At 65.0% G+C, this 21592-nt stretch carries 22 protein-coding genes; 11 read left to right on the top strand and 11 right to left on the bottom strand.

Annotation, left to right across the window (positions count from 1 at the left end):
- The first annotated feature begins 15 nt into the window (after positions 1 to 15).
- From HXX15_RS00370 to HXX15_RS00360, 3 genes are all read left to right on the top strand, one after another.
- Positions 16 to 522 (top strand): phasin, encoded by a 507-nt coding sequence (locus HXX15_RS00370; protein ID WP_296511489.1) that lies wholly within the window; start codon positions 16 to 18, stop codon positions 520 to 522.
- Between the two features lie 243 nt (positions 523 to 765).
- A complete protein-coding gene (locus HXX15_RS00365; RefSeq protein WP_296511486.1) occupies positions 766 to 2049 on the top strand; it encodes a DUF445 domain-containing protein in 1284 nt (427 codons plus the stop codon).
- 186 nt (positions 2050 to 2235) lie between these two features.
- On the top strand, positions 2236 to 3006 hold the full coding sequence (locus tag HXX15_RS00360) for an alpha/beta hydrolase (protein ID WP_296511484.1): 771 nt from the start codon (positions 2236 to 2238) through the stop codon (positions 3004 to 3006).
- 76 nt (positions 3007 to 3082) lie between these two features.
- On the opposite strand, the gene HXX15_RS00355 is transcribed toward HXX15_RS00360, so the two are convergent.
- Positions 3083 to 3769: a TetR/AcrR family transcriptional regulator gene (locus HXX15_RS00355; protein WP_296511482.1), complete on the bottom strand. Its 687-nt coding sequence runs from the start codon at positions 3767 to 3769 to the stop codon at positions 3083 to 3085.
- 131 nt (positions 3770 to 3900) lie between these two features.
- Between HXX15_RS00355 and paaA the strand changes: the two genes are divergently transcribed.
- The 5 genes from paaA to paaE all read left to right on the top strand — a co-directional run bounded on the left by paaA (position 3901) and on the right by paaE (position 7733).
- Positions 3901 to 4884, top strand: coding sequence for a 1,2-phenylacetyl-CoA epoxidase subunit PaaA (paaA, locus tag HXX15_RS00350; protein WP_296511480.1), 984 nt, complete (start codon positions 3901 to 3903; stop codon positions 4882 to 4884).
- A 32-nt stretch (positions 4885 to 4916) separates the two neighbouring features.
- Entirely contained in the window at positions 4917 to 5204 is a 288-nt protein-coding gene (gene paaB, locus HXX15_RS00345) for a 1,2-phenylacetyl-CoA epoxidase subunit PaaB (RefSeq protein ID WP_296511478.1), read from the top strand.
- A gap of 164 nt (positions 5205 to 5368) precedes the next feature.
- Complete coding sequence (paaC, locus tag HXX15_RS00340) at positions 5369 to 6145, top strand: 1,2-phenylacetyl-CoA epoxidase subunit PaaC (RefSeq protein WP_296511476.1); 777 nt, start codon at positions 5369 to 5371, stop codon at positions 6143 to 6145.
- Complete coding sequence (gene paaD / locus HXX15_RS00335; RefSeq protein WP_296511474.1) at positions 6139 to 6642, top strand: 1,2-phenylacetyl-CoA epoxidase subunit PaaD; 504 nt, start codon at positions 6139 to 6141, stop codon at positions 6640 to 6642. The genes paaC and paaD overlap by 7 nt, the downstream gene beginning before the upstream one ends.
- 2 nt (positions 6643 to 6644) lie before the next feature.
- Positions 6645 to 7733: a 1,2-phenylacetyl-CoA epoxidase subunit PaaE gene (paaE, locus tag HXX15_RS00330; protein WP_296511472.1), complete on the top strand. Its 1089-nt coding sequence runs from the start codon at positions 6645 to 6647 to the stop codon at positions 7731 to 7733.
- A 254-nt stretch (positions 7734 to 7987) separates the two neighbouring features.
- On the opposite strand, the gene paaK is transcribed toward paaE, so the two are convergent.
- Genes paaK through paaG form a run of 3 tightly spaced genes read right to left on the bottom strand, consistent with a single transcriptional unit; the run spans position 7988 to position 10577 of the window.
- Positions 7988 to 9322, bottom strand: coding sequence for a phenylacetate--CoA ligase PaaK (gene paaK / locus HXX15_RS00325; RefSeq protein WP_296511470.1), 1335 nt, complete (start codon positions 9320 to 9322; stop codon positions 7988 to 7990).
- Between the two features lie 23 nt (positions 9323 to 9345).
- A complete protein-coding gene (gene paaI, locus HXX15_RS00320) occupies positions 9346 to 9795 on the bottom strand; it encodes a hydroxyphenylacetyl-CoA thioesterase PaaI (RefSeq protein ID WP_296511467.1) in 450 nt (149 codons plus the stop codon).
- Positions 9792 to 10577, bottom strand: coding sequence for a 2-(1,2-epoxy-1,2-dihydrophenyl)acetyl-CoA isomerase PaaG (gene paaG, locus HXX15_RS00315; protein WP_296511465.1), 786 nt, complete (start codon positions 10575 to 10577; stop codon positions 9792 to 9794). Before paaG ends, paaI begins: the two co-directional genes overlap by 4 nt.
- Positions 10578 to 10730: 153 nt before the next feature.
- Between paaG and paaZ the strand changes: the two genes are divergently transcribed.
- On the top strand, positions 10731 to 12767 hold the full coding sequence (gene paaZ / locus HXX15_RS00310; RefSeq protein WP_296511464.1) for a phenylacetic acid degradation bifunctional protein PaaZ: 2037 nt from the start codon (positions 10731 to 10733) through the stop codon (positions 12765 to 12767).
- 75 nt (positions 12768 to 12842) lie between these two features.
- Positions 12843 to 13865, top strand: a complete 1023-nt coding sequence (locus tag HXX15_RS00305; protein ID WP_296511462.1) for a zinc-binding alcohol dehydrogenase family protein — start codon at positions 12843 to 12845, stop codon at positions 13863 to 13865.
- A 169-nt stretch (positions 13866 to 14034) separates the two neighbouring features.
- Here the strand turns inward: HXX15_RS00305 and HXX15_RS00300 are convergent, their stop codons facing one another.
- The 6 genes from HXX15_RS00300 to HXX15_RS00275 form a co-directional block, all read right to left on the bottom strand.
- Positions 14035 to 14688, bottom strand: a complete 654-nt coding sequence (locus tag HXX15_RS00300) for a fatty acid desaturase (RefSeq protein WP_296511460.1) — start codon at positions 14686 to 14688, stop codon at positions 14035 to 14037.
- Between the two features lie 15 nt (positions 14689 to 14703).
- A complete protein-coding gene (locus tag HXX15_RS00295; RefSeq protein ID WP_296511458.1) occupies positions 14704 to 14982 on the bottom strand; it encodes a hypothetical protein in 279 nt (92 codons plus the stop codon).
- A 118-nt stretch (positions 14983 to 15100) separates the two neighbouring features.
- On the bottom strand, positions 15101 to 15766 hold the full coding sequence (locus tag HXX15_RS00290) for a sulfite oxidase-like oxidoreductase (RefSeq protein ID WP_296511456.1): 666 nt from the start codon (positions 15764 to 15766) through the stop codon (positions 15101 to 15103).
- A gap of 111 nt (positions 15767 to 15877) precedes the next feature.
- The gene (locus HXX15_RS00285; protein ID WP_296511454.1) at positions 15878 to 17077 is read right to left on the bottom strand and encodes a cytochrome P450; all 1200 of its coding nucleotides are present in this window, start codon (positions 17075 to 17077) and stop codon (positions 15878 to 15880) included.
- Between the two features lie 76 nt (positions 17078 to 17153).
- Positions 17154 to 17363 carry a ferredoxin gene (locus HXX15_RS00280; protein ID WP_296511451.1) on the bottom strand — a complete coding sequence of 70 codons (210 nt, stop codon included), beginning with the start codon at positions 17361 to 17363 and terminating at the stop codon, positions 17154 to 17156.
- A 142-nt stretch (positions 17364 to 17505) separates the two neighbouring features.
- On the bottom strand, positions 17506 to 18930 hold the full coding sequence (locus HXX15_RS00275; RefSeq protein WP_296511449.1) for an amidase family protein: 1425 nt from the start codon (positions 18928 to 18930) through the stop codon (positions 17506 to 17508).
- A gap of 119 nt (positions 18931 to 19049) precedes the next feature.
- Here HXX15_RS00275 and HXX15_RS00270 point away from each other — a divergent pair, with 119 nt between their 5' ends.
- Positions 19050 to 20162, top strand: a complete 1113-nt coding sequence (locus HXX15_RS00270; RefSeq protein WP_296511447.1) for an SbmA/BacA-like family transporter — start codon at positions 19050 to 19052, stop codon at positions 20160 to 20162.
- Here the strand turns inward: HXX15_RS00270 and HXX15_RS00265 are convergent.
- Positions 20159 to 21547: a GH1 family beta-glucosidase gene (locus HXX15_RS00265; RefSeq protein WP_296511445.1), complete on the bottom strand. Its 1389-nt coding sequence runs from the start codon at positions 21545 to 21547 to the stop codon at positions 20159 to 20161. The genes HXX15_RS00270 and HXX15_RS00265 overlap by 4 nt on opposite strands.
- Positions 21548 to 21592: the final 45 nt, after the last annotated feature.

The following is a 21592-nucleotide window of genomic DNA, read 5'->3' as shown; positions in this document are numbered from 1 at the left end:
AGGATGGAGAGACAGATGACCGAAGAAACCAATACCCAAGCCAACACCGAGACGCAAACCGAGTCCGTGCTGAACAGCGTCAAGCAGGCGTTCGCACCGGTGACCGATGCGTTCAAGAACATGCAGAACCTCGACGTCCCGGAAGCCACCCGTGACTTCGTCAAGCGCGCTGCCGGCACCGCCAAGGAAAAGGCCGCCGACATTCACGCCGGTTCGGAAAAGGTCACCGCCGCGATCGAGACCGCCGTTGCCGATTCGGTCAGCGAGGTCGCCAAGATCAGCCGCAACATCCAGCAGGCGATCTATCAGGATGCTGAGACCTTCTTCTCGGGCATCGACAAGCTTGCTTCCGCGAAGTCCGTCAACGAAGCGGTTCAGATTCAGTCCGATCTGGTTCGTGCGCAGGGTGAAGTGCTGATCTCGCGCGCCAAGTCGACTACCGAATATTTCGGCAAGCTGGTCGCCGACGGCGCCAAGTCCGTGCAGGACAATTTCTCCAAGACCTTCAGCAAGAGCGCCTGAGCTTCTCACACACTCGATCTTTTTTCGAAGGCTCGCGAAATGCGGGCCTTCTTTTTTGGGTTGCAATGCGCCACATGCGTCCCCCTCATGGTGAGGAGGCGCCTGGCAATGCCGGTGCAACGGGTGCGGCGCTGCATTGGCGCCATCTCGAACCATGAGGCCTCATCCTTCGAGACGCGCGCAAGTGCGCGCTCCTCAGGATGAGGATAAGCTCATGTATTGGGGTCTCTGACGAGTCTCATCATGCCTGCCAACGTCACCTTCCTGACCGGCCCCCACGACGCCGCGCGCGCCGCGGAGTTGCGGCGCGTCAAGGCGCTGGCGGCGCTGGTGCTGGCGGCGAGCCTGGGACTGTTCGTGTTCGCCAAGATCATGCTGCCGGTGCATCCGGCGTTCGGCTTCATCGCCGCGTTTGCCGAAGCCGCCACGATCGGTGGGCTGGCGGACTGGTACGCGGTCGTGGCGCTGTTTCGGCGGCCGCTCGGCCTGCCGATCCCGCACACCGCGATCATCCAGAGCAATCAGCATCGCATCGCCGACAAGCTCGGCGAATTCGTCGAGGTGCATTTCCTCGCTGCCGCGCCGGTTGAGGCCAAGCTGCGGCAGATCGATTTCGCCGCCTTCGTTGCCGATTGGCTCGGCGAGACAAGGCGCAGCGCCGATCTCGCGCGCTTCGTGATTCGGCTGCTGCCCGAAGCCTTGGCCGCCACCGAAGCCTCCGGCCTGAAGACTTTCGCCGTCCGCCGCATCATTGCCCAGCTGCAGTCGATCGACGTTGCGCCGTTGGCCGGCGCGACGCTACGCGCCTTCATCCGCGAGGGCCGGCATCACGGCTTGCTCGACGAGATTTTGCGCGTCGCCCATGACGCACTGACTCAGCCCGACACCATGGCGGCGATCCGCGGCAAGATCCGCGACGAATTGCCGACGCTGCTGAATTTCTATCGTGCCGACGCCTATCTGGTGAAGCGGATCGTCGCCTCGGCGAGCGCGTTCTTCGCCGAGGTGCGCGACGATCCGCAGCATCCGTTCCGCGGCGAATTCGACCATATGCTGACGGCGTTCGCCGTGCGGCTCGACACCGACCCGGGCTTTGCCGACAAGATCGACGGCTTGAAGCGCGACCTGCTGGCGCGCCCCGAACTCGACGCCCTGGCGCGCACGGTTTGGGACAACATCAAATCCTTCATCGACAAGAGCGCCGCCGGCGAAAGCAATGTGCTGCAGCATCAGCTGACGAAGATGTTCGTCAAAGCCGGCGCCGCGCTGGCGGCGGATGCCGAGATGCGTGCCGACATCAATCAGGGGCTGGCGGCGGTGTTGCGCAGCTTCATTTCCGAGCACAAGAGCGGCGTCTCCGGCTTCATCGCCGATCAGGTCAAGGGCTGGGACATGGGCCAGCTGATTTCGGTGATCGAGCTCAATGTCGGCAAGGATCTGCAATACATCCGCTTCAACGGCTCGCTGATCGGCGGGCTTGCAGGTCTGGTCTTGTACACGGCTGAGGTGCTGTTCAGGATGCTGTGAGCAAGTCAGGCTGGCGCGCCGCGATCGGGATCGGCACAGCTTGTCATCACCGAATCGTTGCCTACACTGCTAAACAATCAGCCGGTCGCGGAACGGTCCTGAGACTTCCGCGTAGTATTCGTGCACGAATAGGCTGGCCCCGGATTTCGCTGCGGCTGGACCCAGAACAGATCCGAGAGGAATTCGATGTCCGCAGCTGAACATGCGCTTCATGCGCCGTCCAAGGCTCTGATGTTTCTGGAGGGTCGGGCACTCCACGAGTTCGGCGCGTTCCTCGGCGCCTTGCCGTTGCTGTCACTGGCGCCGAAGGGTGATGGCCATCCGGTGCTGGTGCTGCCCGGGCTGGTGGCGAGCGATTCGTCGACCAAGCCGCTGCGCAGCTTCCTGAAAAGTCGCGGCTACGCGGTCAGCGGCTGGGGCCAGGGCCGCAACCTCGGGCTACGTGCTGGCGTGCGCGACGGCATGGTCGAGCTGTTGCGCGAACTCAGCGACAGCCACGGCCGCAAGGTCAGCCTGGTCGGCTGGAGCCTTGGTGGCTTGTATGCGCGTCAACTCGCCAAGCTGATGCCGGACCGGGTGCGCTCGGTGATCACGCTCGGCAGTCCGTTCGCCGGTCCGCCGAAAGCGACCAATGCCTGGCGGGTCTACGAGATGGCCAGCGGCCACAGCGCCGAGCACGCCGAACCGCATTTCGGCGGCGCGCTGGCGGAGACGCCGCCGGTGCCGACCACCGCCATCTTCAGCCGCACAGACGGCATCTGCGCCTGGCAGGGCTGCATGGAAACGCCCTCGGCGATGTCGGAGAACATCGAGGTGGAGAGCAGCCATTGCGGCATGGGCCATCATCCGGCGGTGGTCTACGCCGTCGCCGAGCGCCTGGCGCAGCCGGAAGGCGAATGGGCCCCATTCGACCGCGCCGGCTGGCGCAGCATGGTTTATCCGAATCCGAGCAGGTGAGGGGTGTCATCGCGAAGAGCACTTGCGACGAAGCAAACCAGAGCGACGCAATGACGAAGCCGTTTGATCGCGTCGCTCAGCCGGCTCGCCCAACCAGTGCCGCGCGCGGTCTGTCGGCTTTCTTGCGCGCATTGAGACGTTCGGGTTTCGCGCTCTCTTCGACTGCTGCCATCGCCTGTTCGGCGCCGGCGACCACCAGCCCGGTGACCATCTTCGCGTAGCTCTCTCGCGTCAGGCCCTTGCCCTCGCGAAACCACAGATAGTGCCAGTTCAGCATGCCGAACAGCGACATCGTCAGCGGCTTCAACAGCTGGGGCTTGCTCGCGGCGGAGGGGATCGCGGCGGCGATCGCGGCCGACACCACGTCGACCAGCCGGCGCTCCAGCGCCTTCAGCACTTCTTGCTGCGCCGGCGGCAGCAGTTTCAGGCTGGAAATCTGCACCTGATGCTCGGCGTCGGCGCCCCGATAGGCTTCCAGCAACGCCGCCGAGATTGCGAACAGTCGGGCCTCGGCGTCGCCCTCGGACGTTGCGGCGGCTTCCACGACGACGACGAGCTGTTGCAGGTGATCGGCCAGCAGATCGAACAGCACCGCGTCCTTGGAGCTGTAATAGTGATACATCAGCGCCTTGGAGACGCCACAGGCGTCGGCGATCATGGTGATCGAGGTGCCGGTATAGCCGTGCTCGGCGAACAGCTTGGCGGAGCGACTGAGAATGCCGAGCCGCTTCTGGTCGTAGTCGTTCGCCCGCGTTCGCGCCATGCTGCGATCAACCTTTCGTACCGCAGCGCGTCAAACGCGCGCTGCGTGGTGTCCAGTTCCGAGACTTGCATTGACCGTCCAATTGGTCAATTATATTCCGTCGCGTTGTCCCGGGCTCGAGGAGATCGGCCATGTATACCCAGGCGCTCAACACCTCCGACGGCGACGACCGCAACCTCGAAGACGCGACCCGCGCGGCGCGGTTTCAGGCGCGGATCGACGCCGAGGAGCGGATCGAGCCGAACGACTGGATGCCGGCGGCTTATCGTCGGACGCTGACCCGGCAGATTTCCCAGCACGCCCATTCCGAGATCGTCGGGATGCTGCCGGAAGGTAACTGGATCACACGCGCGCCGTCGCTGCGCCGCAAGGCCGCTTTGCTCGCCAAGGTGCAGGACGAATGCGGCCACGGCCTCTATCTTTACGCCGCCGCCGAAACGCTCGGCTCCTCGCGCGAGGAGCTGGTCGACCTAATGCTGTCGGGCAAGGCCAAGTATTCCTCGATCTTCAACTACCCGACCCTGACCTGGGCGGATATCGGCGCGATCGGCTGGCTGGTCGATGGCGCCGCGATCATGAACCAGATCCCGCTGTGCCGCTGCTCCTATGGCCCTTACGCTCGCGCCATGATCCGGGTCTGCAAGGAGGAATCGTTTCACCAGCGCCAGGGCTATGAGATCATGCTGACGCTGTGCCGCGGCTCGGAGGAGCAGAAGGCGATGGCGCAGAACGCGTTGGATCGCTGGTGGTGGCCGTGCCTGATGATGTTTGGCCCGCCCGACGTCGCCAGTCAGCACAGCGACGCCTCGACGCGGTGGAAGATCAAGCGCTTCTCCAATGACGAGCTGCGGCAGAAATTCGTCGATGCCACGGTGCCGCAGGCGCATTATCTAGGCCTGACCATTCCCGATCCTGGCATGACCAAGGATGAGACGACCGGGCACTGGAGCTACAGCGCCATCGACTGGGACGAATTCAATCAGGTGATCGCCGGCAATGGCATCTGCAACCGCGATCGCCTGGCGGCGCGGCGCAAGGCGCATGACGACGGCGCCTGGGTGCGCGAGGCAGCCGTTGCCTACGCCGAGAAGCGCAAGAACAAGCAGGCGGCCTGAAGCCGCTTTCACGACACCTCAGGGAGGTCACGATGAGCACGCCGAACATGGCGCTGTGGGAAGTCTTCATTCGCAGCCGCAACGGGCTTGCGCACAAGCACGTCGGCTCGCTGCACGCACCCGACGCCACGCTGGCGTTGCAGGCGGCGCGCGACCTCTACACCCGCCGCGGAGAGGGCCTGTCGATCTGGGTGGTGCCGTCGAACGCGATCACCGCGTCCGACCCGGCCGACAAGGAGATGTTGTTCGAGCCCGCGGATTCCAAGATCTACCGGCATCCGACTTTTTACGACGTGCCCGACGAAGTCGGACACATGTGAACATTCGTTGTCATCGCGAGCCACCGGGTGGCGCAAAACGCCGCTCGGTGAGCGAAGCAATCCAGGGCCACGGGCGAAGACTGGATTGCTTCGTCGCAAGTGCTCCTCGCAATGACGCCGCTATCGCCTGAATTTGTCATCGCGCACAAGGACGTTGATCAAAAATGGCCTCTGCTTCGATCCAGATCGGCGACGACCCGCTGTTTCTCTGCGCGCTGCGCCGCGCCGACGATGCGCTGATCCTCGGTCATCGTCTGTCCGAATGGTGCGGCCACGCGCCGATGCTGGAAGAGGACATGGCGCTCGCCAATATCGCGCTCGACCTGCTCGGCCAGGCGCGCGAACTCTACAGCTACGCCGCCAAGGTCGAAGGCCGGGGCAACGACGAGGACCGGCTCGCCTATCTGCGCGACGAGCGGCAGTATCGCAATCTGTTGCTGCTGGAGCAGCCGAACGGCGATTTCGCCCGCACCATGGTGCGGCAATTGTTCTACTCGGCGTTCGCAGATCCGTACTGGCGCGCGATGATGAATTCATCCGATCCGACGCTGGCGGCGATCGCGGCGAAGTCGGAGAAGGAAAGCGCCTATCACCTGCGACATTCCTCGGAATGGATCATCCGGCTCGGCGACGGCACCGCTGAGAGCCATCGCCGCGCGCAGGAGGCGATCGAGCACCTGTGGGCCTTCACCGGCGAGATGTTCGAAGCCGACGCCGGCGAGCGCGGGTTGATCGATGCCGGCATCGCGATCGATCCCGCAAGCTTGCGCGAGCAATGGCAGTCGACCGTTTCGGCTGTTCTCACCGAGGCGACGCTGACGCAGCCCACCAACCCATGGATGCAGCAGGGCGGCCGCGGCGGCCGCCACAGCGAACATCTCGGCCATCTGCTCGCCGAATTGCAGTACACCCAGCGGGCGTTCCCGGGGCTGACATGGTGACACTCGCGCTCACCGATAGTGAATTGCGGCAACGTGCCTGGGATGCCGCCGCGACCGTGGTCGATCCGGAAATTCCGGTGCTCAGCATCGCCGATCTCGGCGTGCTACGCGAAGTCTCGGTGAAAGACGGTCGGGTCGAGGTCGCGATCACGCCGACCTATTCCGGCTGCCCGGCGATGACCATGATCACGCTGGAAATCGAACTGGCGCTCGAGCGCGTGGGCATTCCCGACGCCGACGTCCGCACCGTGCTGGCGCCGGCCTGGACCACCGACTGGATGAGCGAAGAGGGGCGGCAGAAGCTGAAAGCCTACGGTATCGCCCCGCCGCTTCCTGCATCCGGCCGCCGCGCGCTGTTCGGCGCGCAAAAGGTGGCGTGCCCGCAATGCGGCTCGGTCGATACCGAGGTGCTGTCCGAGTTTGGCTCGACATCGTGCAAGGCGCTGTGGCGTTGCAAGAGCTGTCGCGAGCCGTTCGACTACTTCAAGTGTCATTGATCATGAACATCTCCGCATCGATTCCGCGTTTCCACCGGCTTACCATCAGCGACCTGCGCCGTGAGGCCAGCGACGCGATCTCGCTGTCGTTCGCGATTCCGCCCGAGCTCGCCGAGGCCTACTGCTTCGCGCCGGGGCAGTACCTGACGCTGCGGACCACGATGGATGGCGAGGAGGTGCGGCGCTCCTATTCGATCTGTTCCGGCCCCGACGATGGCGAGTTGCGGATCGCGGTGAAGAAGGTCGACGGCGGAGCGTTCTCGGTGTGGGCCACCGAAGAGCTGAAGGTCGGCGACGAAATCGATGTGATGACGCCGACCGGCCGGTTCGGCGCAGCGCATACGCCGGGCGAGGCCTGCATCTATGTCGGCTTCGCCGCTGGAAGCGGCATCACCCCGATCCTGTCACTGATCAAGGGCGTGCTGGCGCGCGAGCCGGACAGCCGGTTCTTTCTGTTCTACGGCAACCGCTCCACCGACCGCATCCTGTTTCGCGACGCGCTTGAAGATCTCAAGGACCGCTACATGCAGCGGCTCTCGGTGTTCCACGTGATCTCGCAGGAGGAGCAGGACGTTCCGATCATGCAAGGAAGGCTCGATGGCGACAAGGTGAGGCTGCTGCTGCGCGCGATGGTGCCGGCGGCGACCGTCGACCACGTCTTCATCTGCGGGCCGACCGGGATGAGCGACGAGGTCGAGGCGACCTGCCGCGAACTCGGCATTGCCGAGGAGCGCATCCATGTCGAACGCTTTGTCTCGGGCCTCGGCGGCAAGCCGCGGCCGAAGGCGCCGATCGTCCCCGGCGCGCCGCCGAAGGCGATTGCCTCGCTGACCATCGACGGCAAGCGCCGCGAAGTGCCGGTGGCGGAAGGCGAATCGATTCTCGACGCCGCATTGCGCGCCGGCATGGACCTACCATTCGCCTGCAAGGGCGGCATGTGCAGCACCTGCCGGGCCAAGCTGGTCGAAGGCGAGGCCAAGATGGAGCTGAACTACTCGCTTGAGCCGTGGGAACTGCAAGCGGGATTCATCCTGACCTGCCAGGCCCGGCCGGTGACGGACAAGGTGGTGGTGGATTACGATCACCTGTGAGCATCTGTGAGACAGTCACGCTCTTCGCGTGCGCACTGAACTCAAGTTCGTCATTCCGGAATGCGCTTCAGACGGCGAAGCCGGCAGGAGCGCAGGTCCGGCATCCATAATCCCTGGCGGGAATGAGTTGGGCGACGTGCCAGCAGGTGACACTGCGGTGTATGGATTCCGGGCTCGCTCGCAAGTGCTCGCGCCCCGGAATGACGATTGTTAGTTAGTCGAGCACTTCGACCGAACGATATTCTTGGTGCCGCTCACTCCCTCGGCCGCTTGTCGAACACCCGCCGCGCCTTGCCGAGCGAGCGTTCCAGCGTGTCGGGCGCTACCACTTTGATTTGCGCGGTGATGCCGATGGTGTTCTTGATATAGGTCGCGACCCGCTCGGCGTGCGGCTGCATCCCGGCGCCGTCCCAGCTTTCCGGCCGCGCCTCGGCCAGCACGGTCATTTCGTCCATCCGTCCCGTGCGCGTCAGCTCGATGACGAAATGTCCGCCGCACCAGTCGGTGCCGAGCAGCACTTCCTCGATCTGGGTCGGGAATACGTTGACGCCGCGCAGGATGATCATGTCGTCGGAACGGCCGGTGATCTTTTCCATCCGCCGCATTCCGGGCCGCGCCGTGCCCGGCAGCAGCCGCGTCAGATCGCGGGTGCGGTAGCGAATGATCGGAAACGCTTGCTTGGTCAGCGAGGTGAATACCAACTCGCCCTTGGCGCCGTCGGGCAGCACCTCGCCGCTGTCGGGATCGATCACCTCGGGCAGGAAGTGATCTTCCCAGACATGCAGCCCATCCTTGGTCTCGATGCATTCCTGCGAGACGCCGGGGCCGATCACTTCGGACAGGCCATAGATGTCGGTGGCGTCGAGGTCGAACGCCTGCTCGATTTCCGCGCGCATCGCGTTGGTCCAGGGCTCGGCTCCGAAGATGCCGAATTTCAGCGACGATTTTCGCGGGTCAAGGCCCTGGCGTTTGAATTCATCGAGGATGACGAGCATGTAGCTCGGCGTCACGGTGATGATATCGGGCTTGAAATCATTGATCAGCTGCACCTGGCGCTCGGTCATGCCGCCGGACACCGGGACCACGGTGCAGCCGAGTTTCTCCGCGCCGTAATGCGCGCCGAGCCCGCCGGTGAACAGCCCGTAGCCATAGGCGTTGTGCATGATCATGCCGCTGCGGCCGCCGGCGGCGCGGATCGAGCGCGCCATCACGGTCGCCCACATCTCGATGTCGGCCGCTGTATAGCCGACCACGATCGGCTTGCCGGTGGTGCCGGATGAGGCGTGGACCCGCACCACCTGGTCGCGCGGCACCGCGAACAGCCCGAAGGGGTAGTTGTCGCGCAGGTCGGTCTTCAGCGTGAACGGGAATTTCGCCAGGTCCGAGAGCTGGCGGAAATCGGACGGGTGGACGCCCCTGGCGTCGAACGCGGCTTTGTAATGCGCGACGTTGTCGTAGGCGTGCTGCAGCGTCCAGGCCAGGCGCTTGGTCTGCAACGCCACGATCTCGTCGCGCGAGGCGCGCTCGGCATCGTCCAGCAGCGCGGTGTAGCCGCCCGGTGTCCTGATTTGCGGATTGCCTGAGGCCATCGTGCTCGTCCTGTGTCAGGTGCTTAGGTGGGCTGCGGCGGCACCAGCGTGCCGCCGATCGAGCGGGAATGGCCGCGCAATTCGGCGATGGTGACGCCGCCCGCGGTGACGCGAATGTCGTAGATGCCGGATCGTCCGCTGCGCGAGATCTCCTTCGCGGTGGCGATCAGCCTGGCGCCGAGCTTGCTCGGGCGGATGAAGGTGATGTTGCCGTGGGCGGCGACGGTGCGCTCATTGTAGGAATTGCACGCATAGGCGAACGCCGAATCCGCCAGCGTGAAGATGAAGCCGCCATGGGCGATGCCATGGCCGTTGACCATGTCGGTGGTGATGGTCATCGCCAGCGTGGCTTCGCCCGCCTTGACCTCGACGATCTCCATGCCGAGACCCTTGCTGGCGTAGTCGTCCTGCCACATCACCTCGGCGCAGGCGCGCGCCAGATCATCCGGCGACAAGGGTGCCTTCACGTTCAACCCGGCCTCCCGGAAAATTTCGGCGCCCGCTTGGCGATGAAGGCGTCAACGCCTTCGGCATAGTCCGGCGTGCGCCCGGCCTGCCGTTGCAGATCGCGCTCGAGGTCGAGCTGGGCGTCGAGTGTGTTGCTGGCGGATTGCGCCAACGCCTGCTTGATCAGCGCCAAGCCTTGCGTCGGCTGCTCGGCCAGTCGGTGGGTGAGGGCTTCGGCCTCGTTGATCAGCCGATTGTCGTCGACCGCGCGCCAGATCAGGCCCCATTGCTCGGCGGTGTCGGCGGTGATCGGCTCCGCCAGCATCGCCAGCGCCGTGGCGCGGGCGTCGCCGATCAGCCGCGGCAGGAACCAGGTGCCGCCGGAATCCGGCACCAGGCCGATCTTGGCGAACGATTGAATGAACTTTGCCGAGCGCGCCGCCAGCACGATGTCGCAGCTGAGCGCGATATTGGCGCCGGCGCCGGCGGCGATGCCGTTGACCGCGCAGACCACCGGCTTTCGCAGTGCGCGGATGCGACGGATCAGCGGATTGTAGAATGTCTCGATGGTGACGCCGAGGTCGGGCACAGCGCCATCGGACACCGTGACGTCGGCGAGATCCTGCCCGGCGCAGAAGCCGCGCCCCGCACCGGTGAGCAGCACGGCGCGGCAGGCCGGATCGGCGGCGGCGTCGAGCGCGAAGGCCAGCGCACGATGCATCGCCTCGTTGAAGGAATTCAGCCGGTCGGGACGATTCAGCGTGATCACGCGCCATGCCCCCCGATCGTCGATCAGGACTTCGTCCACGTTTTTCTCCCTGGCTGACGCTCGGGCTTTCGAAAGCCTCTTGAATTGAACGATCGGTCAGTCAATTATTAGCCGAAGCGACCATCGTGTCAACGGCCGAAGCTGGCGTCAAATCCCGCCTCGCGACCGCAACAAGAGAAACGGGAGGGATCGATGACCATCACCTTGCAGAGCCTTGCGCTGGATCGCTGGATTGAGCCGACCGGCGGTTTCGTCGACATCCCAAGCGCGGTCGATGGCGTCATCGTCGCGCGGGCCTCCAGCGCCGGGCTGGATTTCGCCGCGATGGTCAAGCATGCGCGCGAGGTCGGCGGCCCGGCGCTGCGCAAGCTCACGTTTCACAAACGCGCCGACAGGCTGAAGGCGCTCGCGGCATATCTGACCGAGCGCAAGGAACCGCTCTACGCGCTGGCCGCCGACACCGGCGCCAACCGGCGCGACAATGCGATCGACATCGACGGTGGGCTGATGACGCTGTCGGCCTATGCCTCGCGCGGCCGGCGCGATCTGCCCGGCGCCAAATTCGTCACCGAAGGCGATGTCGAGAGTCTCTCCAAGCGCGGCAGCTTCGTCGGCCAGCACATCCTGTCGCCGCTGCATGGCGTCGCCGTGCATATCAATGCGTTCAATTTCCCGTGCTGGGGCTTGCTGGAGAAACTGGCGCCGGCGCTGCTGGCCGGCGTGCCGGTGATCGCGAAGCCGGCGACCGCGACGGCCTATGTCACCGAAGCGCTGGTGCGGCTGATCCACGAATCCGGCATCTTGCCGGCGGGCGCGCTGCAACTGATCTGCGGCGGCACCGGCGATCTGCTGGATCACCTCGGCGGCCAGGACGTGATTTCGTTCACCGGCTCGATCGAAACTTCGGACAAGCTGCGCAGCCATCCGAGCATTTCAAAGCATTCGATTCGCTTCATCGCCGAGCGCGACTCGTTGAACGCAGCGATCCTCGGGCCAGACGTCACCCCGGCCGAGCCGGAGTTCGACCTGTTCATTCGCGAAGTGGTGCGCGAGATGACCGCCAAGGCCGGGCAGAAATGCACCGCGATCCGCCGCATCATCGTTCCGCGGACGCTTGAAGGCCAGGTGATCGCGGCGTTGCAGGCGCGGCTGGCCGAGGTGAAACTCGGCGATCCGCGCAAGGAGGACAAGGCGATGGGGCCGCTGGTCAGCCGCGCCCAGCGCGAGTCGGTGCGGGCGCAGATCGCGGTCCTGCAAGGCGAGGCAGAGATCGTGTTCGGCGATCCGGAAAAATGCGACGGCGCGGGCATCGACAGCAAGGCGGGCGCTTATCTGTCGCCAATCCTGCTGCGTGCAAGAGACCTGATGACGGCGCGGCGAATTCACGACACCGAAGCGTTCGGGCCGGTCGCCACCGTGATCGCTTATGACGATCTCGAGCAGGCGATCGAGCTGGTGCGGCGCGGCGAGGGCAGTCTCGTCGCCTCGCTGTTCAGCTACGACCGCGCGGTCGCGGAAACCATGGTGCTGGGGATTGCGCCATGGCACGGCCGTGTCCTGATCGTCGATCGCGACTGCGCTGCGGAATCCACCGGGCACGGTTCGCCTTTGCCGAATCTGTTGCATGGCGGACCCGGCCGCGCCGGCGGCGGCGAGGAGCTTGGCGGCTTGCGCGCCGTGTATCACTACATGCAGCGCACCGCGATCCAGGCGTCGCCAGGACGGTTGTCGGCGCTGACCGGATATTGGATCAAGGGCGCGCCGGCGCCGCTCGCGGCGGAGCATCCGTTCAAGCGCGACTACGATCATCTCGCCATCGGCGACAGCATCGAGACTGCGAGCCGGCCGATCACGCTCGCCGATATCGAGCACTTCGCCGCATTCACCGGCGACAATTTCTATGCCCACATGGACGAGGCCGCGGCCAAGGCCAACCCGTTCTTCCCCGGCCGGGTAGCCCACGGCTATCTGATCCTGGCCTTCGCCGCCGGGTTGTTCGTCGATCCCGCTCCAGGGCCGCTGCTGGCGAATTACGGCCTCGACAATCTGCGCTTTCTCAAGCCGGTGTCGCCCGACGACAGCATCCGGGTGAAACTGACGGTGAAGCAGAAATCGCCGGCGCGGAAGCCGGAATATGGCGAGGTGCGCTGGGACGTCGAGGTGTTCAACCAGAACAACGAACCGGTGGCGCGCTACGATTTGCTGACCATGAGCGCGCGGGCGGCATAGCTTCGGTTCGCGAAATCTGGCAGAAGGCGACCGCGCCGCGCTCGCGGCGCAGATTGTTTCTGAAGGTGGTTACGCATGAGTGTTTCCGAGAGTTTCGGCCCGGCGATGTCGGTCGCGGCACGCTGCGTGCGACTGCGCGAAAAGGCCGCCGATGCGGCGTCGCTCGCGCCCGCGATCGAGCGACTGACGCTGAAGCGCGGCTGCGCCGGCGACGTGCTGATCGAGGTGAGGGCGGCTGCGGTGAACCCATCCGACGTCAAGGCCGCCACCGGGCTGATGCCCTATGCGGTGTTTCCGCGCACGCCGGGCCGCGACTTTGCGGGCCGCGTGATCGACGGCCCCGCCGCGTGGATCGGCCGCGACGTGTTCGGCTCCTCCGGCGATCTCGGGATTCGGCGCGACGGCACCCACGCCAGCCATCTGGTCGTGGAAGCGGGAGCGTTGGTGGAGAAGCCGGCCGGAATATCGTGGGAGGAGGCCGCCGGAATTGGCGTGCCGTTCGTCACCGCGACCGAAGGGCTGCGACGCGCCGGGATGCCGGTGCCGGGTGAGGTGGTGCTGGTGATGGGCGTCAACGGCAAGGTCGGCCAAGCAGCGACGCAGATCGCGACCTGGCGCGGCGCGCGGGTGATCGGGGTGGTGCGCAAGAACGAACCCTATGCGGGCCATGCCAGCGCGGCTGTCGATGTGATCGACGCCTCCGCGATCGACGTCGCAGCGCGCGTGCGCGAGCTGACCGACGGCAAGGGCGCCGACATCGTGTTCAACACCGTCGGCGATCCGTATTTCCAGGCCGCGCACAAATCGCTGGCGCTGCGCGGCCGCCAGATCCTGATCGCGGCGGTCGACCGCATCGTGCAATTCAACATTCTCGAATTCTATCGCGGCCAGCACACCTATGTCGGTATCGACACGCTGGCGTTCTCGTCAGTCGCCACCGGCGATGTGCTGCGCGAATTGGGGCCGGGTTTTGCCGACGGTCACCTCAGGCCGTTCCCGATCAATCCGGCGGCGGTCTATCCGCTGCAGCAGGCCAAGGCGGCCTATCTGGGGGTCGCCGACTCCTCGCGCGACCGGGTGATCTTGAGGCCGGTGTAGTAGGCAGGCTCGTTCCGCACCATCGCCTTCCAGTGTCATTCCCGGGCGCGAGGCCGCGGGCCGAGCGAGCCCGGAATCCAGCACTGGGCACCTGTAGCGCTGCGTCGCAGCCGCAAGATCCCGAGTTCGCGCGCAACTTTGCTGCTCGCGCCCAGGAATGATGGCACTCTTAAGGCCGCGTCGTCGCCAGCCTCAGCACGTCGAGATATCCCGGGCTGACCTCGACCCGCGCGAGCAGTGCCTTGTCGCGCAGCAGCCGATGCGCCTCCGGCAGATTGTAGCATGGCAGGTACATGAACAAATGATGTTCGGCGTGATAATTCACCCAATACGGCGCGACTAACAAGCGCTCCAGCGGCGACGCCAGCGTGGTGCGAGCGTGGCTGAACGGGTCGGGGCCGGTCGAGGTGCAGGCGTGTTCGGCGATGTTGCGCACCCGCGTCACCAGCGGTAGCCAGCTGGCCATCGCCACCACCCAGACCGCGAAGAACCAGACGCCTGCGCCGCACAGCCAGAGCAGCGCGAACAACGCGACGTTGAAGCCAAGGAAGCGCGCCATCTTGTCGGCGCCGCTGGCGACGAAACTCTCGTGTGAGACCTCGCCATCGGCGCGTTGGCGCTGGAACAGCGACAGAAACTGCGGCAGCCGCTGCTTGACGAAGGTTTGCCCGGTCAGATCGCGGATCGCTTTGCGGGTGAAGCTGTCCTTGCTGATCGGAAACGGCGCCGACAATGACAGGTCAGGGTCTTCCGGCTGCTGGGTGAATTTGTGATGCTGTAGATGATAGGAGCGATAGCTGGCCAGGTCGGCGCCGACCGGCACCGCGCACAGCCATTGTCAGATCCATTCGTTGATCGCCTGGTTGCGATGTAGCCCGCCATGGGCGGCTTCGTGCATCAGGATCGCCAGGCCGAGCTGCCTGGTGCCGACGATCATCACGGCGACCAGCCAGGTCAGTGGATTCGGCCACAGCGTCACCAGCGCGATCGCCGCCGCGATGGTGCCCCAGGCATGCACCACCAGCCAGATGCCGCGTGCGGAACTGCGGCTGGTCAGCCGAGCCCATTCCTCCGTGGAGAAAATCGTTTTCGGATCGACGCGCGCCACTGCCGGCATGCAGATCTCCCTTTCTTGCACTATCGCGCCTGCCGCGGCGCGGCGTCAATCCGCAACGCACGTGACCATGCTGATCTCAGAAATGAGGGCGCGGTCTCGCGGACGGTGACGCCGCATCTCAATCCCCCGAATATCGCTGCTCCTGCCACGGGTCGCCGCGGTTGTGATAGCCGCGCACCTCCCAATAGCCAGGTTGATCGACATCGAGGAACTCGATCGATTGCAGCCACTTCGCGTTCTTCCAGAAATACAGCTGCGGCACCACCAGCCGCACCGGGCCGCCGTGCTCTTGCTCCAAGGGTGCGCCGGACCAACTGTGCGCCAGCAGCGCGTCCTCGGCGGCGAAATCCTCCAGCGCAAGATTAGTGGTGTAGCCATCGTGCGAATGCAGCAGCACGCAGCGCGCCTGGTGATGCGGCTGACAGGCTTCCAGCAGATCGCGGGTCGTCAGCCCCTCCCACTGATTGTCGTAGCGCGACCAGGTGGTGACGCAATGGATGTCAGAAGTGAGCTGCGTCTGCGGCTGCGCCATGAACTCGGCGAAATCCCAGAACAGCGGATTGGCGACCGAGCCATAGACGTCGAGCCGCCAGCGTTCGCGAGAGATCTGCGGCGATAGGCCGAGGTCGAGCACCGGCCAGTCGCGGGTCAGATGCTGTCCGGGCGGCAGCCGCTGCGCCTCCGGCCGCGCGATCTCGCCGGTGAGGAATTTGCCCTCGCGTGCCCAGCGCTGTTTGCTGCGGGTGAGCTTGGAATCGGCTGGCGGCGCGGCCTCGTCGGTCATGATCGCTCGCTCCCTGCGGACGGTGTGGTCCGCCGGAATGTGGCATATCGAACGGCGTCGCCGCTATCGCCGGCGATCACTTCTGCGCGGGATCGCGCGCGCGGCAACCGGTCAGCTCGGCTTGCCGAACAGGATCGGCAACTGCCGCGGGCCGCGAACGGTGCCTTCCGACCATTTGACTTTCTGCGAAGTATCCAATCGGAAATCCGGAACCCGCTTCAGCCATTCCTCGATCGCCACCGTCATCTCCATCCGCGCCAGATTAGAGCCGACGCAACGGTGGATGCCGAGCCCGAACGCGACATGCGGATTTTCCTTGCGGTCGATCTTGACCTGGTCGGCGTCGGGAAACACCGACGGATCGCGGTTGGCGGCGGGGAACGACAGCAGCACCATGTTGCCGGGCTTCACCGGGCAGCCGCTGATCACGGTCTCCTTCATCACCTCGCGCGCCATCGTCACCGGCGCATAGGCGCGCAGAAATTCCTCGATCGCGGTCGGCAGCAATTCCGGCTCCGCCAGCAGCCGGTCGCGGTCGGCCGGGGTTTTCGCCAGATGCCACAGCGACGCGCCGATCGCGCTCCAGGTGGTATCGATGCCGGCGATCAGCAGCAGCCGCAGCGAGCCGAGCACATGGGGGTCGGACAGCGGCTGGCCGTTCTTGTCGCGCGCGTTCATCAGCGAACTGATCAGGTCGTCGGTCGGGTGCTGCTTGCGTTTGGCGATGTGGCCGATGAAATAGATGCTCATCTCTTCCACCGCCCGCATCAGGGTGGCGGTGTCGGTGATCCCGAGTTCGAGCACCTCGTGGATCCACTTGATGAACAGGTCGCTGTCCTGCTCGGGGATTCCGAGCATGTGGGCGATCGCGCGCACCGGAATGTGTTTAGTGTATTGCGCCGCGGCGTCGCAGCCGTCGTCCTCGATGAAGTCGTCGATCAGTTCGTTGCAGATCGCCCGGACCCTGGGCTCGAGCAGGCGCACCGCGTCAGGCGTGAATGGCGGCAGCAGCAGCCGCTTCGCCGGCTTGTGCTCGGGCGGATCGGAGGTGATCGGCGGCGCCGGCTGTACGACTTCGGGCCGCTCGTTGCGAACGATGATGCGGCGGGACGAGAAGTGATCGGTATCGTAGGAGATTTCCTTCACCGCCTCGAACGTGGTCGGCATATAGACTCCGAGAAAGCGGTCGGTGTGAACCACCGGCGACGCGGAACGCAATTCGTCCCAGATCGGATACGGGTTCTCGGTCCAGCGCGGATCGGTGTGGTCGAAGTCGTGAATCCAATCGGTGACGGGCCTTGGCTCGGTCATGCGGGCGTTTCCTCTGGTCATAGTTTTGGCACGGGCATTGGCGCCGCCGCCAGGTCAATGGAAGTTCGATCCGGCTTTAGTCCTCGACGATCTCGATCGCGACTTCTGGACAATTCGCCTTGGCGAGCCAGGCCTGTTCGATCAGGTCGGCGGGCACCGTGCCGTCACCGATCTCGTGGGCATTGCCGAATTCATCGAGCTCGAACAGCTTGGGCGCCAGCGCCTTGCAGCGCGCGTGGCCCTGGCATTTGTCCTGATCGACATGAATCTTGATGGTTCCAGACATTCAACGTTCCTCTACCTGCGCGCCCGCCTTGTCTGACGGATCGTGTCCCGCGATCGAGCGTTGCAATTCCGTCATGCGAAATCACCGCCCGGCGCCTCGCGCGCAGATTACCACAGCGCGAGTTCCATCCGCCAGCGTCGTGTCAGGGCGCGGTTCTCGGATCGATCGGCGTGGTGCCGCGCAAGCCGAGAATGTCTTCGAGCACAGCGGCGCCGGCGAGCAGCCTTGCGTCCCCGCGCGGCGGCGCCACCATCTGCAGCCCGACCGGCAGTCCGGTGGAGGTGAAACCGCACGGCAGCGACAGCGCCGGGCAGCACACCAGGGTGATCGCGTAGACGATCCCCAGCCATTCGACGTAGTTGTCGAACTTCTGCCCCGCGCATTCAGCGACGTAGCGGTTCTCGATCGGGTAGGGCGGAACGATGGTCGCGGGACACAGCAACAGATCGTAGCTGTGAAAGAACTCGACGGTGCGCGCCGTCATCGCTACGCGCTGCGCCTCGGCCCGCGCCAGGTCGTCGACCGTCAGCTTCAGACCCTGTTCGATATTCCAGATCACTTCCGGCTTCAGCATGTCGCGCTTGTCGCGCAGCAGCGGCGCCTTGCTGATGGCGAAATCGAAGGCCCGCAGCACCTGGAAGCAGTCGTGAGCCTCGCGCAGGTCGGGATGGGCTTCCTCGACGATCACGCCGGCCTCGGCGAAGCGCATCGCCGCCTTGTGGGTGATGGCGGCGACTTCCGGATCGACCGGGGTGATACCGAGGTCCGGCGAATAGGCCACGCGCAGCGGGCGCTGCCGCGACCGCGCCGCGGCGAGAAACGAGGTCGCGGGCCGCGGCAGCGACAGCGGATCTGCGGCGTGCTCGCCGCTCATCGCATCGAGCAGCAGCGCCACATCCTCGACGTTGCGCGCCATCGGACCCTGCACGCCGAGGTTGCGATCGATCTTCGCCACCGGCGTATGCGCGACCCGGCCGATGCTCGGCCGCAGGCCGACGATGCCGCAGAAGCTCGCCGGATTGCGCAACGAGCCGCCCATGTCTGAGCCGTGCGCCAGCCAGGCCGTGCCGGTGGCAAGCGCCACTGCCGCGCCGCCCGACGATCCGGCCGCCGAGCGCGACGTGTCCCAAGGATTGCGGGTGAAGCCGAACACCTCGTTGAAGGTGTTGGCACCGGCACCGAATTCGGGGGTGTTCGATTTCGCATAGATCAGCGCGCCGTTGGCTTCGAGATGCTCGACCATCAGGTCCGAGCGCGCCGGGATCGCGTCCTTGTAGATTGGCGAACCCTGCGTGGTCAGCACCCCGGCCACCGCGGTCAAATCCTTGATCGGTACCGGCATCCCTGCCAGCACACCGCGCTGGCCCAGCGGCTTCTTCATCAGTTCGGCGGCGTGCTTGCGGGCGCGCACGAAGCACCGCGTCGGCAGCGCGTTGACGGCGCCGTCGACCTCGGCGATTCTGGCCTCCAGCGCGTCGAGCAGGTCGAGCGGCGTGATTTCGCCCGCGTTCAGCCTGTCGACCACCGCGCAAGCCGTTGCTTTAATCAGGTCCTGTTGTGCCGCCACCCGCCGCCTCCACCCATTATCCCGCTTGCCATCCGCTCGGCGCGGTAGCATGCCCTGCCCGGAGGCGGGGGTAAATCGGTTCGCTTCACAGACCAACGATTCGGGATTTAAATCGCACAATGAGTCTGTCGCCATCCAACGGGTCGAACGGTCGCAGTCTGGCGCGGTTCTGGAGACTGTCCCGACGTTTCTGGTTCGAGGGCGTGCTGTCGGTCACAGCGCTGATCGTACTGCTGCTGGGCGTGATGCTGCTGCAACTGCTGGTGCAGTTCTATCTGAACCTCTGGAACCGGCATTTCTTCGACGCGCTGGAGCGACGCGACGCAGCCGAACTCTGGACCCAGGCCAAAGTGTTCGTAGGGCTGGCCTGCGCCAGCATCATTCTCGCCGCCACCTCGGTGTGGGGCCGGATGACCGGGCAACGCAAATGGCGCGAAGCGATCACGCGCGATATCCTTCACGCTTGGTCCAGCAAGAACCACGACATGCCGATCGACGGCAGCGACGAAGGAGCCGAGAATCCGGAATATCGTTTGGCCGAGGATGTCAGGATTGCAACCGACGCCCCTGTCGATCTGATCCTCGCCTTCATATCGTCCGGATTGATATCGGTGACGTTCTTCGGCGTATTGTGGAGCGTCGGCGGCAGCATCGACGTCGAGGTGCTGGGCCACAGCCTGTCGATCCCCGGCTATCTGGTGCTCGGCGTCATCACCTATTCGAGCGTGATGACGGTGCTGATGTTGGTGTTCGGCCGCCGCCTGATCGGCATCATCGAATCGCGCAACCAGGCGGAGGCCGAATTCCGTGCCGCCGCCGAGATCATGCGCGGCGGTCGCGCCGAGACCGCCGACGGGGCGCTCGCGGACAAGGGCGACCTGCTGGTCCATCTTGGCGGCGTGCTGCGGTCGTGGCGCGACCTGGGCTGGCAATTGGCCAACACCACGCTGGTATCGCACGCCAATTTTCTGTTCGCGCCGGTCGTCGCGTATTTTCTCTGTTTCCCGAAATATATCAGCGGGGCGATGTCGCTCGGCGAAGTCACCCAGAGCGCCGCGGCGTTCGTCACCGTGCAGGGCGCGATCAACTGGCTGGTCGACAACTATCAGCGGCTTGCCGATTGGCGCTCCTCCGCGAACCGGGTGTCGGCGTTGCTGGCCGCGATCGACGACATGCCTGATGCCATCCCGGCGAAGCCGCGCGAGGGTGCGCGCGGCGCGGCGGAGCGCTAGGCCGCAGGCGTCAGCCCGCGCGCCAGCCTGATGACATCGGCGTACCATTTGAACGAGGATTTCGGAATCCGGCGCTGGGTCTTGTAGTCGATATAGGTCAGCCCGAACCGCACGCTGTAGCCGGAATCCCATTCGAAATTGTCGAGCAACGACCAGACGAAATAGCCGCGCACATCGGCGCCGGCGGCGACCGCGGCATCGAGCGCCGAGATATAGGAGCGCAGAAAATCGACCCGTCCGGGATCAGCCACCGCGCCGATCTCATCCGGCTTTTCGTCATCACCCCTGCCGTAGCCGTTTTCCGTGACATAGACCGGTAGCCCATAGCGCTTGCTGACCGTGAGCAGGGTGTCGCGGAACGCGTCCGGCTCGATGGTCCAGTCGATCGGCGTGCGCGGAATTTCGGCGGGCTTTGGCCCCCAGCCCATCCCGATCAGCGCCGACGGATCGGAATTGATATAGACGGGGCTGTAATGATTGAGCCCGAACCAGTCGAGCGGGCGGTGAATCCGCGCCAGATCGCCGGGCTGCATATGCGGCTCGATTCCGGCGCGGATCGCTTGCGGATATTCGCCGAGATATTGCGGATCGGGATAAGCCTGGTTCCAGTAGGCGTCGACCAGCGCCGCGGCCTTGACGTCGGCCTCGCTCGCGCTCGAGGGAATGATCGGCTGATAGTTGTGGATGCAGCCGATCAGTGCCCCCGGCGCCTGCGCGCGCAGCGCGTCCACCGCCGCGCCGTGGGCGAGATTGACGTGGTGGATCCAGCGGTTCAGCTTGTCGTCGGCACTGCGGTCGCGCGTGCCGAAGGAGCGGCTGAACAGGCTGAAGATCGCCGGCTCGTTGAAGGTGGCGAAACGCTTGACCCGGCGGCCGTAGCGCTTGCCGATCAGCGTGGCATAGTCGGTGAACCAGGCAACCGACTCGCGATTCATCCAGCCGCCGCGATCTTCCAGCGCCTGCGGCAGATCCCAATGATACAGGCACAGCCACGGCTCGATGTCTGATGCCAGCAATTCATCGATCAGCCGGTCGTAGAACGCGAGGCCCGCTTCGTTGACGGCGCCGGTGCCGTTCGGCAACACCCGCGGCCACGCCACCGAGAACCGGTAGGCCTGAATGCCGAGCGTGCGCATCAGCGCGACGTCTTCCTTGTAGCGGTGATAGTGGTCGCAGGCGATGTCGCCGGTGTCGTTGTTCCGGACCTGGCCGGTCCGGCCATAGCTGTCCCAGATGCTGAGTCCGCGGCCGTCTTCCTGCGTGGCGCCCTCGATCTGGAAGCTCGAGGTGGAGACGCCCCAGATGAAGTCCTTGCTCAAATGCGGGATCGAAGGCGGGCCAGGGAGGGGATCAACGGATTGCTTGTCGACGGACGCTGTTGCCATGGCCACGGTCTTCTTCGATGAGAATAGGTCGTTTACTGATACGCC

The organism is Rhodopseudomonas sp. (assembly GCF_013377015.1).
Lineage (GTDB): Bacteria > Pseudomonadota > Alphaproteobacteria > Rhizobiales > Xanthobacteraceae > JARJEH01.
The sequence above is the reverse complement of the archived record's forward strand: the minus strand, read 5'-3'. Positions and strand labels throughout refer to the sequence as shown.